General features: G+C 72.8%; 15 protein-coding genes. 9 read left to right on the top strand and 6 right to left on the bottom strand.

Translation table 11 applies throughout. The features are described 5' to 3' along the window. Window positions 1–116: 116 nt before the first annotated feature. Genes ACQP1N_RS26325 through ACQP1N_RS26315 form a run of 3 tightly spaced genes read left to right on the top strand, consistent with a single transcriptional unit; the run spans window position 117 to window position 2329 of the window. On the top strand, window positions 117–740 hold the full coding sequence (locus ACQP1N_RS26325; RefSeq protein ID WP_433227335.1) for a TetR family transcriptional regulator: 624 nt from the start codon (window positions 117–119) through the stop codon (window positions 738–740). 48 nt (window positions 741–788) lie between these two features. Beyond that, on the top strand, window positions 789–1538 hold the full coding sequence (locus ACQP1N_RS26320; protein ID WP_433227333.1) for an SDR family NAD(P)-dependent oxidoreductase: 750 nt from the start codon (window positions 789–791) through the stop codon (window positions 1536–1538). Between the two features lie 14 nt (window positions 1539–1552). Beyond that, window positions 1553–2329: an SDR family oxidoreductase gene (locus ACQP1N_RS26315; RefSeq protein ID WP_433227331.1), complete on the top strand. Its 777-nt coding sequence runs from the start codon at window positions 1553–1555 to the stop codon at window positions 2327–2329. A 50-nt stretch (window positions 2330–2379) separates the two neighbouring features. Here the strand turns inward: ACQP1N_RS26315 and ACQP1N_RS26310 are convergent, their stop codons facing one another. Then, window positions 2380–3300 (bottom strand): 3-oxoacyl-ACP reductase, encoded by a 921-nt coding sequence (locus ACQP1N_RS26310; protein WP_067798033.1) that lies wholly within the window; start codon window positions 3298–3300, stop codon window positions 2380–2382. Between the two features lie 170 nt (window positions 3301–3470). Between ACQP1N_RS26310 and ACQP1N_RS26305 the strand changes: the two genes are divergently transcribed. The 4 genes from ACQP1N_RS26305 (at window position 3471) to ACQP1N_RS26290 (ending at window position 9083) form a co-directional block, all read left to right on the top strand. After that, window positions 3471–5066: an acyl-CoA synthetase gene (locus tag ACQP1N_RS26305; protein WP_433227328.1), complete on the top strand. Its 1596-nt coding sequence runs from the start codon at window positions 3471–3473 to the stop codon at window positions 5064–5066. A 68-nt stretch (window positions 5067–5134) separates the two neighbouring features. Further along, window positions 5135–6295, top strand: a complete 1161-nt coding sequence (locus ACQP1N_RS26300; protein ID WP_433227326.1) for a steroid 3-ketoacyl-CoA thiolase — start codon at window positions 5135–5137, stop codon at window positions 6293–6295. Window positions 6296–6303: 8 nt separating this feature from the next. Beyond that, complete coding sequence (locus tag ACQP1N_RS26295) at window positions 6304–8472, top strand: acyl-CoA dehydrogenase (RefSeq protein ID WP_433227324.1); 2169 nt, start codon at window positions 6304–6306, stop codon at window positions 8470–8472. Next, window positions 8472–9083, top strand: a complete 612-nt coding sequence (locus tag ACQP1N_RS26290) for a PaaI family thioesterase (RefSeq protein WP_433227322.1) — start codon at window positions 8472–8474, stop codon at window positions 9081–9083. The genes ACQP1N_RS26295 and ACQP1N_RS26290 overlap by 1 nt, the downstream gene beginning before the upstream one ends. Before the next feature lie 55 nt (window positions 9084–9138). Here ACQP1N_RS26290 and ACQP1N_RS26285 read toward each other — a convergent pair whose 3' ends face one another. Beyond that, window positions 9139–9777, bottom strand: a complete 639-nt coding sequence (locus tag ACQP1N_RS26285) for a GNAT family N-acetyltransferase (RefSeq protein WP_433227320.1) — start codon at window positions 9775–9777, stop codon at window positions 9139–9141. A gap of 133 nt (window positions 9778–9910) precedes the next feature. Between ACQP1N_RS26285 and ACQP1N_RS26280 the strand changes: the two genes are divergently transcribed. Next, window positions 9911–11332 (top strand): AAA family ATPase, encoded by a 1422-nt coding sequence (locus tag ACQP1N_RS26280; protein WP_433227318.1) that lies wholly within the window; start codon window positions 9911–9913, stop codon window positions 11330–11332. Between the two features lie 12 nt (window positions 11333–11344). Here the strand turns inward: ACQP1N_RS26280 and ACQP1N_RS26275 are convergent, their stop codons facing one another. The 3 genes from ACQP1N_RS26275 to ACQP1N_RS26265 form a co-directional block, all read right to left on the bottom strand. After that, entirely contained in the window at window positions 11345–12523 is a 1179-nt protein-coding gene (locus ACQP1N_RS26275) for a WD40/YVTN/BNR-like repeat-containing protein (RefSeq protein ID WP_433227316.1), read from the bottom strand. A 141-nt stretch (window positions 12524–12664) separates the two neighbouring features. Further along, a complete protein-coding gene (locus ACQP1N_RS26270) occupies window positions 12665–13174 on the bottom strand; it encodes a DUF4240 domain-containing protein (RefSeq protein ID WP_433227314.1) in 510 nt (169 codons plus the stop codon). 34 nt (window positions 13175–13208) lie between these two features. After that, entirely contained in the window at window positions 13209–14225 is a 1017-nt protein-coding gene (locus ACQP1N_RS26265) for a YeiH family protein (protein WP_433227312.1), read from the bottom strand. Window positions 14226–14295: 70 nt separating this feature from the next. Here ACQP1N_RS26265 and ACQP1N_RS26260 point away from each other — a divergent pair, with 70 nt between their 5' ends. After that, on the top strand, window positions 14296–15192 hold the full coding sequence (locus ACQP1N_RS26260; protein WP_067798002.1) for a LysR family transcriptional regulator: 897 nt from the start codon (window positions 14296–14298) through the stop codon (window positions 15190–15192). Window positions 15193–15216: 24 nt separating this feature from the next. Here the strand turns inward: ACQP1N_RS26260 and ACQP1N_RS26255 are convergent, their stop codons facing one another. Beyond that, window positions 15217–15861, bottom strand: coding sequence for a TetR-like C-terminal domain-containing protein (locus ACQP1N_RS26255; RefSeq protein ID WP_084262882.1), 645 nt, complete (start codon window positions 15859–15861; stop codon window positions 15217–15219). Window positions 15862–16053: the final 192 nt, after the last annotated feature.

Genomic DNA, 16053 nt, shown 5'->3' with positions numbered 1-16053 from the left:
GGCCCGTGCCGTGGCGGGGCAGGCCGTCCCACTGACCGGTATCGCCGATCGCGGGCAGGGCCGGGGGCCTGGATATTGTTCCTGTCAGTACCGGAGTCGGAGCCGAGGGGAGGACCGTGGCGAGGATCGCAGCGGCGAGGATGTCCGCCGAGCCGAGCTCACCCGAGCAGCACGACCGGCGCCAGCGCATCCTCCGCGCCGCGTCCCGGATCGGCACGGAGAAGTCCCTCGAACGCGTCCAGATGCACGAGGTGGCGAAGGCCGCGGGGGTGGCGATCGGCACCCTGTACCGGTACTTCCCGTCGAAGGTCCACCTGTTCACCGCGGTGATGGCGGCGCAGGTCGACCGGCTCCGCGAGCAGGTGTCGGCGCCCGCGCCGGGCGTCAGCCCCGAGGACGCGGTCGCCGACCTGCTGGTGCAGGCCAGCCGGAGCCTGATGGCGCAGCCCGTGCTGTCGGCGTCGATGCTGCACGCGTCGAACACCGCTCATGTCGCGACCGTCGCCGACACCATCCACATCGACAACACGTTCCGGGACATCCTGCTGCGCGCCGTGGGCATCGAGGTCCCGACCGCGCAGGACGTCACCCTCGTCCGGCTGCTGATGCAGTGCTGGTACGGGGTGCTCCAGTCGAGCCTGAACGGGCGCGCGTCCATGGCGGACGTGGAGAGCGACATCCGCCTGGCCTGCCGGCTGCTGCTGGCCCCCCGCTCGAACGCGCCGCAGACCTCCCGGTGATCGGGATGGTCCCGGTGGACGGCCCGGGGCCGCGGCTAGCGTGCCGCCATGAACCGCTATGACGGCGTGAAAGTGCTGCTCACCGGGGCCGCGTCCGGCATCGGACGGGCCACCGCGATCCGGCTCACCACCGAGGGAGCCGCGGTCTACGCCGTGGACCTGTCCGCCGAGGGCCTGGCCGAGACCGCCGCCGCGGTCACCGGGCCGGGCACCCTCGCGACCCGCACCGTCGACGTGACCGACGAGCCCGCCGTGATCGCCGCCGTCGCGGCCGCGGCCGAGACGCTCGGCGGCATCGACGTCCTCGTCAACGTGGCCGGCGTCCACAAGACCACCCCGATCGAGACGCTGACCGTGGCCGACCTGAACCGGCTGTTCTCCGTCAACCTCGTCGGCACCGCCCTGTTCTGTCGCGAGGCGCTCAAGCACCTCCCGGACGGGACGGGCGTGATCGTCAACACGGCGTCGCTGTCGGCGACGCAGGGCAGCCCGTTCATGACGGCGTACTCGGCGTCCAAGGGCGCGGTGCTGGCGTTCTCCCTCAGCCTCGCCGCCGAGCTGACCGCGCGCCGCATCCGGGTGGTGCCGGTCTCCCCGGGCGCGGTCGACACCCCGCTGACCAGGAACCCCGGAATCTTCCCCGCGGGGCTCGACCTCGGGTACTTCTCAAAGATCCGCTCCTACTTCGGCGCGGCCGACCCGGAGATGATCGCCGCCGCGATCGCGTTCGCCGGGTCCTCCGACGCCGCCTACTTCACCGGCGCCGACTTCCGCGTCGACGGCGGTGCCCACACCTAGAAGGGACTTGGCATATGGCACGCACCATCGCCGTCAGCGGGACGGCGTCCGGCATAGGCGCGGCCCTCGCCGCACTGCTGCGCGACCAGGGCGACACGGTCATCGGCATCGACCTGCGCGACGCCGACGTATGCGCCGACCTCGGCGGGCCCGAAGGCCGGTCGCGGGCGGTCGCGGAGGTGCTCGACCGCGCGGGCGGGACGCTGGACGGTGTCGTGGCCTGCGCGGGCGTCTCCGACTTCACCCCGCTCCCCGTCAAGGTCAACTACTTCGGCGTCGTCGCCCTGCTGGACGGCCTGCGCCCGGCCCTGGCCCGCGCGCAGGCGCCGCGCGCCGCCGTCGTCGGCTCGATCGCCGGGACCCATCCCGTGGACGACGCCATCGTGCGCGCCTGCCTGGACGGCGACGAGCCCGCCGCGCTGCTGGCGGCCGAGAGGGTCGTCGAGGCGGGCGCCGGGAACCAGACGTACTCGTCGTCGAAGTCGGCGGTCGCCCAGTGGCTCCGCCGTGTCTGCACGACCCCCGAATGGGCGGGCGCGGGCATCCCGCTGAACGCGATCGCGCCCGGCGTGGTCCGGACGGCGATGACCGAGCCGCTGTTCGCGGACGCGGACATGCTCAAGATCATGAACGAGGCCGTCCCGATGCCGCTGCACGGCTACGCCGACGCGAACGTGATCGCCGAGGCGCTGCGCTGGCTGATCTCCCCGGCCAACACCCACATGACCGGCCAGGTCATCTACGTGGACGGCGGCGCGGAGGCCAGCCTCCGCGACCCGTCCGTCTTCTGAACACCGAAAGGCCGCCCCTTTCCGGTGGAGGGGCGGCCGTCCGGCGCGGCTCAGTACTTGCCGGTGCCGGTGTTGTCGAGCGCGGCGACGCTGTAGGCGGCGTAGGTCTGGTGCGGGTCGCGGCCCTCGAAGTACGGCGTGATCTGCTCGCCGAACTCCTCGGCGGAGAAGACGCCCTCGGCCGCGGTGAACTTGCGCTCCACGGTCGGCGCGGCCATCAGCGCGACCATGTCGCCGTAGACGATGAACACCTGCCCGGTGATCTTCTCCGCCGCGGGGGAGGCCAGGTAGCCGACGAACGTGCCGACCCGCTCGGGCGCCATCACGTCCAGGCCGCCGGGGGCGGTGCCCTCGGCGAAGGTCTCCTCGGTCATCGCGGTGCGGGCGCGGGGGCAGATCGCGTTGGCGCGCACCCCGTAGCGGCCGAGCCCCGCGGACGTCGACAGCGTGAGCGCCACGATCCCCGCCTTGGCGGCGGAGTAGTTCGGCTGGCCCGCCGACCCGAACAGGAACGCCTCCGACGCCGTGTTGACCACCCGTCCGTAGACCGGGCCGCCGGCGGCCTTGCTCGCGGCGCGCCAGTGCACGGCGGCGGCGCGGGACACCGACGCGTGGCCTTTCAGGTGGACGTGGATGACGTCGTCCCAGTCCGGCTCGGACAGGTTGAACAGCATCTTGTCGCGCAGCACGCCCGCGTTGTTCACCAGGACGTCCAGCGAGCCGAACGTGTCGACGGCGGCGGACACCAGCGTGTCGCCCATCGACCAGTCGCCGACGTCCCCCTTCACCGCGACGGCCTCGCCGCCCGCCTTCTTGATCTCGGCGACGACGTCGTCGGCCGCCGGGCCCATGTCGTTGACGACGACATTGGCGCCCCGCGCGGCCAGGGCGAGGGCCTCGGCGCGGCCCAGCCCGGCGCCCGCGCCGGTGACGATGGCGGTGCGGCCCGCCAGGGAGAGGTCAGCGTTCATCGGAGCCTCCGGATCGGATGTTCGGTCGCACGCCGGAGGCTAGTACGAATTCTAGTTCCACCTGGGGTACCGTCCCGCTGAGCGGGTATGTGCAGGTGGCGCGAGAAACGAAGACCACTGAGCGGGACCCCCCTTGTGCTCGAATGAGAACGAATTCTAGTCTCACGGGCATGACGCTGAATCTGGCGACCCTCTTCGAGGCGGTGGCGGCGGCCGTCCCCGACCGCGTGGCCATCGTCTGCGGCGACCGCAGGCTGACCTTCGCCGAGCTGGACGCGCGCGCGGACGCGGTGGCGCTGCGGCTGCGTTCGGCGGGCATCGCGCCGGGCGAGCATGTGGGCCTGCACATGCTGAACGGCACCGAGTACGTCGAGACGCTGCTCGGCTGCCTGAAGGCGCGGGCCGTCCCGGTCAACATCAACTACCGGTACACCGACCGGGAGCTGCACTACCTCTACACCGACGCCGGGCTCGCGGGCCTGGTCGTGGACGACGAGTTCGCCCCGGCCGCCGCGCGGGTCGCCGGCGACTGCCCCGGGCTGCGCACCGTCACGGTCGTCCGGACGGGGGAGACGGCCAGGAAGCCGGAATGGCCGTCGCGGATCAGCGTCGGCGACTACGCGTCCGAGCCCGGCGAGCCCGACCCGTCCCTGCGGGAGGGCCGCAGCGCCGACGACCACTACGTCCTCTACACCGGTGGCACCACCGGCAACCCCAAGGGCGTCGTGTGGCGCCAAGAGGACTTCTACATGGCGGCCTTGAAGGGCGGGAACCCCTACGGCGACCCGCGCCTCACCGCCGAGGACCTGGCCGAGGGCGCGAAGACCGGGTTCGAGCTCAGCTACCTGCTGACGATGCCGCTGATGCACGGCGCAGCGTCCTACACGATGTTCATGGCGATGTTCACCGGCTCGAAGACGATCCTGATGCGGCGCTTCGACCCGATCGAGGCGCTCCGCACGATCGACCGGGAGAAGCCCATGATCGTCGCGGTGGTGGGGGACGCGATCGCGCGTCCGCTCGCCGACGCGATCCGCGCGCACGGCGCGGAGTACGACCTGTCCTCCCTCAAGGTGCTCGGCTCGGGCGGCGCGATCCTGTCGCGCAGCGTGCAGGCGGAGTTCGCCGAGCTGATCCCCGACATCTACATCAACAACGCCTTCGGCGCGTCCGAGTCGGGTGTGGACGGCAACATCAGCATCGGCGACGACGGCCTGATGCGGCTCGCCGCCGACCCCCGCGTCACCGTGGTCGACGTGAACATGAAGCCGATCCCGCCCGGTTCGGACGAGGTCGGGTACGTCGCCCGCTCCGGGCACGTCCCCCTCGGCTACCACAACGACCCGGACAAGACGGCCCGCACGTTCCCCGTCATCGACGGCAGGCGCTGGACGATCCTCGGCGACATGGCCCGGGTCGAGGCGGACGGGACGGTCGTCGTCCTCGGACGCGGCTCCGGCTGCATCAACACCGGCGGGGAGAAGGTGTTCCCCGAGGAGGTCGAGCAGGCGCTCAAGTCGCACCCCGCGGTGATGGACGCGCTCGTCGCCGGCGTCCCCGACGACCGGTTCGGCGAACGCGTCGCCGCCGTCGTGGAGCTGCGGCCCGGTGCGTCCGCGACCGCCGAGGACCTGCGGGCGCACTGCCGCGCGCAGCTCGCCGGCTACAAGATTCCCGCCGCGGTCACCTTCACCGACACGATCGTCCGGTCCCCGAGCGGCAAGGCCGACTACCGCTGGGCCAAGCGGGTCCTGACGGAGAACTGACCCGGTCCTCCCAGCCGGCCGGAACGGCCGGCTGGGAACGGTCCGCTGGAGACAAGGAGACATCTCTCATGGCTGAAGCCGTCATCGTCGACGCCGTCCGGACGCCGGTCGGCAAGCGCCGCGGCGCCCTGTCGGGGCTGCACCCGGCCCAGCTGCTCGGCCTGGCGCAGCGGGGCCTGCTCGACCGCGCCGGCGTCGACGCGGGAACGGTCGGGCAGGTCGTCGGCGGCTGCGTGACGCAGGCGGGGGAGCAGTCCAACAACGTGACCCGCAACGCGTGGCTGCACGCCGGGCTGCCCTACCAGGCGGCGTGCACGACCATCGACTGCGCCTGCGGATCGTCCCAGCAGGCCGTGCACCTGGTCGCCGCGCTGATCGAGGCGGGGACGATCCACACGGGCATCGGCTGCGGCGTCGAGGCGATGAGCCGGGTGTTCCTCGGGCAGGCGCTCACCCCCGAGACCGGCGGCCCCGTCCCCGACGACTGGCGGCTCGACATGCCGGACCAGTTCACCGCCGCCGAGCGCATCGCGCAGCGGCGCGGCATCACCCGCGAGGACGCCGACGCGCTCGGGCTCGCCTCGCAGGCCAAGGCCAAGGCGGCGTGGGAGCGGGACCGCTTCGCCGGCCAGATCATCGAGGTCGAGGCGCCGGTCATGACCAAGGAGGGCCCGACCGGCGAGACCGCCACGGTCACCCGCGACCAGGGCCTGCGCGACACCACCGCCGAGGCGCTCGCCGGGCTGAACCCGGTCATCCCGGACGGCATCCACACCGCCGGCAACTCGTCCCAGATCAGCGACGGCGCCGCCGCCGTGCTGCTGATGTCGGCCGACCGGGCCGCCGAGCTGGGGCTTCGCCCGCGCGCCCGGATCGTCGCGTCCGGGATGGTCGGCTCCGACCCGTACTACCACCTGGACGGGCCGATCGAGGCGACGCGGCATGTCCTGGACCGGGCGGGCATGAAGCTGTCCGACATCGACATCGTCGAGATCAACGAGGCGTTCGCGTCCGTCGTCCTGTCGTGGGCGTCCGTGCTCGGCGCGGACATGGACAAGGTCAACGTCAACGGCGGTGCCATCGCGCTCGGCCACGCGGTCGGCTCGACCGGCGCCCGCCTCATCACGCAGGCCGTGCATGAACTGGAACGTTCCGACAGGTCGACCGCGCTCGTCACGATGTGCGCGGGCGGCGCGCACTCCACCGCCACCATCATCGAACGGATCTGAGGACATCCATGACCATCGGGCTCACCGAGGAGCACCGCGACCTCCGCGACGCCGTGCGCGCCTTCACCCATCGGCAGGTGACGCCGGCGGTGGTGCGCACCGCCGTGGACGCCGACCGGGAGAAGACACCCCCCTTCTGGGACGACCTCGCCGCGCAGGGCCTGCTCGGCCTGCACCTTCCGGAGAACGCGGGCGGCGCGGGCTACGGCCTGACCGAACTGGCCGTCGTCCTGGAGGAACTGGGCCGCGCCATCGCGCCGGGGCCGTTCCTGCCGACCGTCCTCGCGAGCGCCGTGCTGCACCGCGCGGGGCACGCCGAGCTTCTGCCGCTGCTGGCCGACGGCACGAAGGCCGGCGCGGTGGGGCTGGACGCGGGGAGCCTGGCGCTGTCGCGCGGCGGCTCCGAGACCACGGTGACCGGTGTCTCAGGCCCGGTCCTGGGCGCTCCGCCGGCGGACGTCCTCGTCCTCCCCGCGAAGGACGGCGACGGGACGGCCTGGATCGTCCTGCCCCGCGGCCCGGTCGGCGTCGACGAACTCCCCAGCCACGACCTGACCCGCCGCCTCGCCACCATCTCCTGCGAGGGCGTCGTCGCGTCGGTGCTGGACGTGGACGACCAGACCGTCCGCGACCTGGCCGCCGTGCTGTTCGCGGCCGAGGCGTCCGGACTGGCCGACTGGGCGACCGCGACCGCCGCCGAGTACGCCAAGGTCCGCGAGCAGTTCGGACGCCCGATCGGCCGGTTCCAGGGCGTCAAGCACCGCTGCGCCCGGATGCTCGCGCACGCCGAGCAGGCCCGCGCCTGCGCCTGGGACGCCGCCCGCGCGCAGGAGCCCGGCACCGACCCGCGGGAGGCGTCGCTCGCCGCCGCCGTCGCCGGGGCCACCAGCGTCCAGGCCGCGTTCCAGACCGCCAAGGACTGCATCCAGACCCTCGGCGGCATCGGCTTCACCTGGGAACACGACGCGAGCCTCTACCTGCGCCGAGCCCAGACCCTGCGCGTCCTGCTCGGCTCCACCGCGTCGTGGCACCGCCGCGTCGCATGCCTCACCCTGGACGGCGTCCGCCGCGAACTCCGCGTCGAGCTGCCGCCGGAGGCCGCGCGGATCCGCGCCGAGGTCCGCGCCGAACTCGAACCGGCCAAGGTCCTGACCGGCCGGGAACGCGCCGGCTACCTCGCCGACCGCGGCTACACGGCCCCGCACCTGCCCGTCCCGTGGGGCAAGGGCGCGGACGCGGTCACCCAGCTCGTCATCGCCGAGGAGATGCGCGCCGCCGACCTGCGCGCCCACGACATGATCATCGGCAACTGGGTGGTCCCGACGCTGATCGCGCACGGCTCGCCCGCCCAGCACGAGCGGTTCCTGCCCGGCTCGCTGCGTGGCGACATCCGCTGGTGCCAGCTGTTCTCCGAGCCCGGCGCCGGCTCCGACCTGGCCGCGCTGTCCACCCGCGCCGAGAAGGTCGAGGGCGGCTGGAAGATCACCGGTCAGAAGGTGTGGACGTCCATGGCCCGGGAGGCCGACTGGGGCATCCTGCTCGCGCGGACGGACCCGTCCGTCCCGAAGCACAAGGGACTGTCGTACTTCCTGCTGGACATGAAGTCACCGGGAATCGACATCCGCCCCCTCCGCGAGCTGACCGGCGACACCCTGTTCAACGAGGTCTTCCTCGACGGCGTGTTCATCCCGGACGACCTTCTCGTGGCCGGCCCCGGCGACGGCTGGAAACTCGCCCGCACGACCCTCGCGAACGAGCGGGTCTCGCTCTCCAACGACTCGTCCCTCGGCAGCGGCGGCGAGGCCCTCCTCGAACTGGCCGCCGAAGGCGCGGACGACGAGCGCCTCACCACCCTCGGCGGCATCCTCTGCGACGCCCAGTCCAGCAGCCTGTTCGGCCTGCGCACCACCCTGCGCTCCCTGGCGGGCGGCCAGCCGGGCGCCGAGTCCAGCATCGGCAAGCTGATCGGCGTCGAGCACATCCAGCAGGTGTGGGAGACCGCCGTGGACTGGAGCGGCCCGGACGCCCTCTCCGGCCGGGGCAGGGGCGGCATGAGCGACCCGACCTGGATGTTCCTGAACTCCCGGAACATGTCGATCGCGGGCGGCACCACCGACGTCCAGCTCAACATCATCGGTGAACGCATCCTCGGCCTGCCCCGCGACCCGGTGGCGTGATGACGATCGACCTGCAGTCCGACACCCGTCCGACCGGCGTGGACGCCGCCGCCGAGGCGGCCCGCCGGGTCATCGACGCCCTCGTCCGCGCCGGCGACATGACGGACACCGACATGTCGGCCATCGCCGACCGCCTCAACGCCGTCGCCGACGACCTTGAGGCGGCGGCCCCGCCCGTCCACGACCGCCTGGTGGACATGTGGCGCGGCGACGGCATGACCCGCCACGACCCGGTCACCGGCCCGGAGAACCCGATCGCCCCGCCCCTCGCCTACACCGCCGTCGACTCCCACGGCATCGAGGGAACGGCGACGCTGGGCCTGCCCTACCAGGGGCCGCCGTCCAGCGTCCACGGCGGCATATCGGCCCTCCTGCTCGACCACACATTGGGCGTGGCGAACGGCTGGGCCGGCGCGTCGGGAGTGACGGCGGAGCTGACCCTGCGCTACCACCACCTGACGCCCCTCTTCGAACCGCTCATGATCAGCGCCCGCCAGATCTCCGTGCACGGCCGCAAGATCCGCACGGTGGGCGCCATCGAGGCGGCGGGCAGAACCTGCGTGACGGCCGAGGGGCTCTTCATAGCCAAAAACCCGCCCCGCCCCCGCTGAACAAGTGATCAGCGGGGGCGGGGGTTGCGGTGGCGGAGCGACCGGCAGGAGCCGGTTACGGATTCCAGACCATTGTCTGCTGGTGGAGTCGCTCGCCGCCGTACCTGATGCCCGGGACCAGCGGAGTCGGAGCGTGTTCGGCGAACCCCATGCGCCGGAAGAACCGCACGGCACGGGTGTTCTCCGTCAAGGTCTGCAGGTGGCATCCGGGCGAACCGGTTTCCCTGAGCCGGTCCAACCACCGGTTCATCAGCGCGTCGGCGGCACCGGTGCCCCGCGCCTCCGGCGCCACGTTGATGTGCAGGTGCGCCGGCCACCGGGCATCGTGGAAGTCTCCTGCGGTGGGCTCCCGCCGGAGGGCGGCCGACGCCGTGTCGAGCATCGCGCGGGCGAAGAAGAAGACGGTCCCGGGCCGGAAGAACAGCCGGTGCTCCCGAATGGCCTTGCTCATGCGCTCGCTCTCGGTGGGGAACTTCGAGCCGTCCAGGCATCCCGTCAGGTAACCGACCAGGGCTCCGTCGATCACGGCGACGAAGAGCGAATCCGGTGCCAGGTCCATGTACGGGTTCAGGTAGATGGCCGCTTCGGAATCCTCGTGGCCCCACAGGGAAGCGCTTGGGGACCCTTCGCCGGCGCGGCCGAACAGCTCACGCAGCTCCCCGCGATCAGCCTCCGTGAAAGAGCGGACCTCCACCACATCCTCCGTACCCGGCCTCTACCAGTCAGATCGCACAGTTTCTCACGATTATTCAGGCCCGGTCCGGGGCCGCCACGGTCTATGTAGACTGAATCTACGTAGATTCGAGCTACATAGTTGGGGTGCGGCAGTGTTCATCGGCAGGAAGACCGAACTGGGGCTCCTGGCCAAGCGCCTGGAGCGCGTCGCGGCCACGGGTGCCGGGACGGCGGTCGCCCTGCGCGGGCGGCGCCAGGTGGGCAAGTCGCGGCTCGTCCAGGAGTTCTGCGACCGTGCCGGGGTGCCGTACCTCTTCTCGGCCGCCACCAAGGGGGCGTCGCCCGTCGAGGCGGTGGCCGCGTTCACACGCGACCTCAAGGAGTCGGCGCTGCCGAGCGAGCCCGAACTCGTCCCCCGGCTGGACAGCGGCAACTGGCCGGACGCGTTCAGGGTCCTGGCGTCGGCGCTGCCGGACACTCCGTCCATCGTCGTGCTGGACGAACTGCCGTGGCTCGCCGAGCAGGACCCCGTGTTCGACGGCGCACTGCAGACCGCGTGGGACCGGCTGCTGTCGGCCAAGCCCGTCCTGCTCCTGCTCCTCGGCAGCGATCTGCACATGATGGAGCGCCTCACCGCCTACGACCGCCCGTTCTACGGGCGCGCCGACAACCTGGTGCTCGGCCCGCTGAACCCGGCCGACGTGGGTCAGGCGCTCGGTCTGGACGCCGTCGACGCCATCGACGCGCACCTTGTCTCCGGAGGGCTGCCCGGCATCGTCCGGACCTGGCCCCACGGCACGCCCGCCCTGGACTTCATACGGGACGAGTGCGCCGACCCGGCCGCGGCCCTGTTCAGCGTCCCGGAGGCGTCCCTTCTAGCAGAGTTCCCCAACCCCGACACGGCGCGGCGCGTCCTGGAGGCCATCGGCGCCGGCGACCGGACACACGCGAACATCGCCGCCGCGGCCGGCGGCCGCGGCGAAGCGCTCCCGTCGGGGACCCTGTCGCCTCTCCTGCGCCGGCTCACCCGGGAGAAACACGTCGTCGTCGCGGACCAGCCCCTGTCCACGAAGCCGGGCAAACCCGCCCTGTACCGGATCGCCGACAGCAACATGCGCCTCTACCTGGCGGTCCTCCGGGCGGCCCACGAGCAGGCCCGCCGAGGACGGCCGGAAGCGGGTTTCCGGCTGATCGAACGCCGCTGGACGTCCTGGCGCGGCCGGGCCGTGGAACCACTGATCCGCCAGGCTCTGGAACTGGCGGACCTGCCCTGGCCGGACGTCGGAGCGGTCGGCGGCTGGTGGAACCGCCGCTTCGATCCCGAAATCGACCTCGTCGGCGCCGACCGCGCCCCCGTGGCGAACCGGATCCATTTCGTCGGCTCGATCAAATGGCTCAACGGCCCGTTCGACGACCACGACCTGGCGAACCTCCGCCGAGCCGCCACCGAGGTGCCCGGCCTGGACCCGGCGACCACAGGGCTCGTCGTGGTTTCGCTCTCCGGTACGGACATCACCGACAGCGTCGCCCTGACCTGGACCCCGGCCGACGTGATGGCCGCCTGGCGCCGATGATCGAAGCCGCGGCTACCGGCCGCCTCCGGCCGCGGAGGGGCCGATCTTCACCGGGGCCCAGTGCCCGCCCGCGTCGTGAGTGGCGAGCAGGACGCCGGCCCGGTCCGATCCGGCGGCCGGGCCGTACACGACGAAACCGTCCCTGCCGGTGGTGAACAGCAGGTCGTTCCAGCCGCTGCCCCCGTCGGCCATGTCCAGGACCGTGCCCCAGTTCCGGCCGCGGGTGTTGCGGTAGAGCCAGCTCCCGGAGGACACGGAGCTGACCACGAGGGTGCCCGCGGGGGTGGCCGCCAGCCCGGACTGGATGCCGAACCGCGGTGTGGTGCCCGCGTCCGACGTCGTTCTGGCGGTGTCGGCGGAGCGGAAGACGTGCTTGGTGGCCTTCGAGAAGCCCGCGTCGCCGACGCACAGCAACGCCACCCGGCCGCGCGGCATCGGCGCGACGTCCACGAGCGCCTCGGCCTGCCGCTTGTCGCACGGTGACGGCCGGGGCGACCAGCGGCGTCCCGTGACGCTCGCGAAGAACGTGTCGGGCTGTCCCGCCGGACCGGGCACGGCGATGTAGGCGGTGCGGTGGTGCAGCGCGATGACGACGCCGTCCGCGGCCCCGACCGGCAGCTTCACCGGGACGCGCCGCCACTTTCCGTGACGCACACCGGCGCGCCAGACGGAGGGCGGCTTGCGGCACGCCGAGGGTTCCTCGCCCGGCGCACACGGTGAGACCGCGACGTAGACGGTTCCGGCGCCGGCGGCGAGGGAGAGCACGCGCCGTCCGTTCCCGGGCAGTGGGGCTTCGCGCCAGTCGCGTCCGCCGTCGGACGTCCGGAAGAAGGACGGCCCGAACGCCCAGCCGTGCCGGGGGTCCGCGAACCTGATCTCCGTGACGCCGGCTTCGCCGGGTGGCGCGAGCGGCGCGGCCGGCGCGCCGACCGCCGACCAGGTGCCGCCGCCGTCCCGGGTGGTGACGACGGTGGTGCATTGCCCGGTCGGACACGGCGCGCTGCCGAGCACCCAGCCGTACCGAGGTAAGGGCCACGTGGTGGACTGCGCGCGAAAGCCCGCGGGAACCGGACGGCCCCGGCCGGGCGGGTGCGCGTCCGCGGCCAGCGCGGGTGCGCCGGTCAGGCCGCCAACGGCCAGCGCCGTGGTGCCCGCGGCCATGATGCGCGTACATGCGCGTGAGGCACGCATTGTTCTCCTCTCATGCGGGAGACCGCCTCAGCGGACGGTCTCCCTCCCAGCGATCGGATGGTCGGAGTCGTGGGTCGCCCGTGCCGGATGCTGGAAACTCGACCCGAGCGGGTAGTCAGCACTGTAATTCGCGGGGCTCGATCAGGAGGTGGGCCAGCCGGACGGGTTCGAGCATGATTCGCGGGTGATGCCCGAGCCCGTCTCGGTGTGCGTCCCGTAGCGTTCGCGGTGCAGGCGGTCGAAGAGGTAGCACATCTCCTCGCACTCGCCGTCCGGCACCGCCATGCGGGGGTCGGCCGCCACCGCGGTGTAGAAGGCGCGGCCGAGGGCGACGATCAGGCCGCGGGCGTAGAGGAAGCCGTCGTCGGAGCCGTCCGTCACCGCGTGGATGTCGGCCCGGTCGATGTCGTGGAGCTTGCGTTCGAGTACCCGGTCCAGGTCGGTCAGCTCCGCCGAGGACAGGTCCCCGGTCGCGGCCGCGAGGTTCTCCAGGAACTCCTTCAGCGAGCTCTCGACGCGGGCGAACTCCGGCATCTCCCAGACGTCGCCGCCCGGGTCACGGGTCGCGAGGGCCCGGCGCGCCCGGTTCACCCCGCCGCCCAGCGGCGCCCAGGCCGCCTCGATCACGTCCCAGAAGTGTTCTTCGTTCATGGCCGACCAGTCGACCATCCGCCTCCGACAGTTCTCAGCGGCCGATGATCGTGAGGGCGGTGAGGGAGACCGCGCCGACCAGGAGGGTCGCAAGGAGGCCGAGGAGGAGGCCGCGCCGGCCCGTGCGCAGCAGCGCGCCGACACGGACGGACGTCCCCAGCCCGAACATCGCCGCCGCCAGCAGCACCGTCGAGATGTCCTTCGCCCCCGTCAGGGCGGGGACGGGCACGACGTCCGCGCTGCGCAGCAGCAGCATGACCAGGAAGCCGGCGACGAACAGGGGCATGATCGGCGGGCGCTTCCCGGCGGCGGTACGGCCGGCCCTGCGTTCGAGGACGCCCATCCCCGCCACCATCGGCGCCAGCAGCACCACCCGGGTCAGCTTCACGATCACGGCCGTGCCGACCGCCGCCGCGCCCGCGGGGGACGCGGCCGCCACGACCTGGGCGACCTCGTGGACGCTCAGCCCGGCCCACATGCCGAGCGTCTCGGGCTCCAGCCCGAACACGCGGGAACCGAGGAACGGGACGGCGGCGATGGCGGCGCTGCCGTAGATCGTCACCAGTGTGACGGCGGTCGCGACCTCCTCCTTCCTGGCGCGGGCGACGCTGTCCATGGCCACGATCGCCGAGGCCCCGCAGATCGAGAACCCGGTCGCGACCATCAGCCCCAGGCCGCGCGGCACGCCGGTCAGCCGGCCGAGCGCGAGCGTCCCGGTGAACGCGAGCAGGACGGTGGCCACGACCACGGCGACCATGCCGGGCCCGAGCCGCACCACCTCGGTCAGGCTGAGTTGCAGGCCGAGGAGGACCACGCCGGCGCGCAGGAACGCGCGGGTCGCCCACCGCAGGCCGTGGGACAGCACCGCGGGCAGCGCCCCGCCGGCCAGCACGCCGAGGAGCACCGCGACGGTCAGTGCGCTCAGCGCGGGGACGAGCCGGTTGATCGCCATCGCCACGGCCGCGCCGCCCGCCGCCACCGCGATCCCGGGCCCCGTCCGGTCCCACCATGCTTTCGCCCGTTCCGGGCGAGCCGCCTCCACTGTGCTCATGCTTCGAGGCTTGCGCGCCGTCCGCGGTCCCGGTACCGGCCGGTTCGGCCTTACGTCATAGCCTGCGGGCATGACCTATCACCCCGACATCGACTCGCTGCGGCTGCTCGTCCTGGTCGCCGAGCGGGGCAGCCTGACGGCCGCCGCGGGGGAACTGCGGATCAGCCAGCCGTCCGCGAGCAAGCGGCTGGCCCGGCTGGAACGCCGGCTCGGGGTCCGGCTGGTCGAGCGGACCCGGCGCGGCTCGTCCCTCACCCCCGCCGGGACGCTGGTGACCGGGTGGGCGCAGCGCGTCCTGGACGCCCTGAACGCGCTCGGCGACGGCGTCGAGGCGCTCCGCCGCGAGCACACCGGCAACCTCACCGTCGCGGCCAGCCTCACCATCGCCGAGCACCTGCTGCCCGCCTGGATCGGGGACCTGCGCCGCGCCGACCCGGACCTGTACGTCGGCATGCGGGTGACGAACTCGGCGCACGTCTGCGAGCTCGCGCGGCGGGGCGAGGTCGACATCGGCTTCATCGAGTCGCCGGGCCGCCCGGCCGGGCTGCGTTCCCGGACCGTCGCGCGGGACCGGCTCGTCCTCGTCGCGCCGCCCGGCCACCGCTGGACGCGCCGGAACCGTCCCGTCCCGCCCGCCGAGGTCGCCGCCACCCCGCTGATCAGCCGGGAGGCGGGCTCGGGCACCCGGCAGGCCGCCCTTCAGGCGATGGCCGCGCACGGTCTGCGCCTCGCCCCGCCGCTCCTGGAGTTCGGCTCGGGCACCGCCGTGCGGAACGCGGTCGTCGCGGGCGCGGGCCCGGCGCTGATCAGCGAACTCGTCGTGGCCGCCGACCTGGCCACCGGCGTGCTCGCCGAAATCCCCATCGACGGGGTGACGCTGGAGCGGTCGCTGCGCGCCGTCTGGCGGACCGGCACCACCCCGTCCGGGCCGGCCGCCGCGCTCCTGTCCCACACCCGCCGTCCCTGAACGGTCCGCTCGGGGACGGGTCGCTCAGGGACGGGTCGCGCGGAGAACGAGGTCCACGAGGGTGTCGACCTCCTGCCGCGTCGCGGCTCGATGGAGCGTGAGGGGGGTGAGGATGAGCGGGCTCACCAGCATGTTCAGCACCGTCCCCGGCGCGCAGCCGGGGTGGACCTCGCCGCGGGCGATGCCGCGGGTGACGACGGCGCGCCAGGACTCCTGGACCGGCTCGAAGTGCTCGAAGATGAGCGCGCTCAACTCGGGTGTGCGGCGCGAGGCGATGATCGCGTTGGTGCTGACCTCGACGGGGCTCGCGAAGAACAGCGCGAGGCGGTGCGCCAGTTCGCGGAGATCCTGCTCCCACGAGCCGGTGTCGGGCACTTCGACGCCGCGTGAATGGGCGTTGAGCCCCTCGCGGACCAGGTCGGCGAACGTGGGCCACCAGCGGTAGATGGTCTTGCGGTTGAGGTCCGCGCGGGCGGCGACCTCGCTGGGACCGAAGTCGACGACGCGTTCGGCGAGCAGGTCGAGGACGGCTTGCGCGACGGCTTGGCGGACCCGTTCGCTGCGTCCGCCGGTGCGAACGCGTTCACGCGGCGTCTGGGCGGCGTCGCTTGGCGCCGCGCCCTCTGGACGGGAGGGCGGGGCTGCCCGCCGGGTGGTGCCGTCGCTCATCTCATCCCCTAAAGGGTCTCACTGTTGACTTTAGCGCTGTCCTGGTCCCATCATGAACTACGCCCCGTGGTGGCCAGGCCGCAGGGACGTGATCGGCATCGCCTTCGGGGCTGTTCCACGGCCACGGTTATACGCGCGGCTTTATGCCCGGCCACCCGCCGGCCCCGCCCCCATCGCCCTTTCCACGGAGGA

Source organism: Actinomadura formosensis (assembly GCF_050948385.1).
Lineage (GTDB): Bacteria > Actinomycetota > Actinomycetes > Streptosporangiales > Streptosporangiaceae > Spirillospora > Spirillospora formosensis.
Note: the sequence above shows the minus strand (reverse complement) of the source record. Positions and strands in the feature narration are given on the sequence as shown.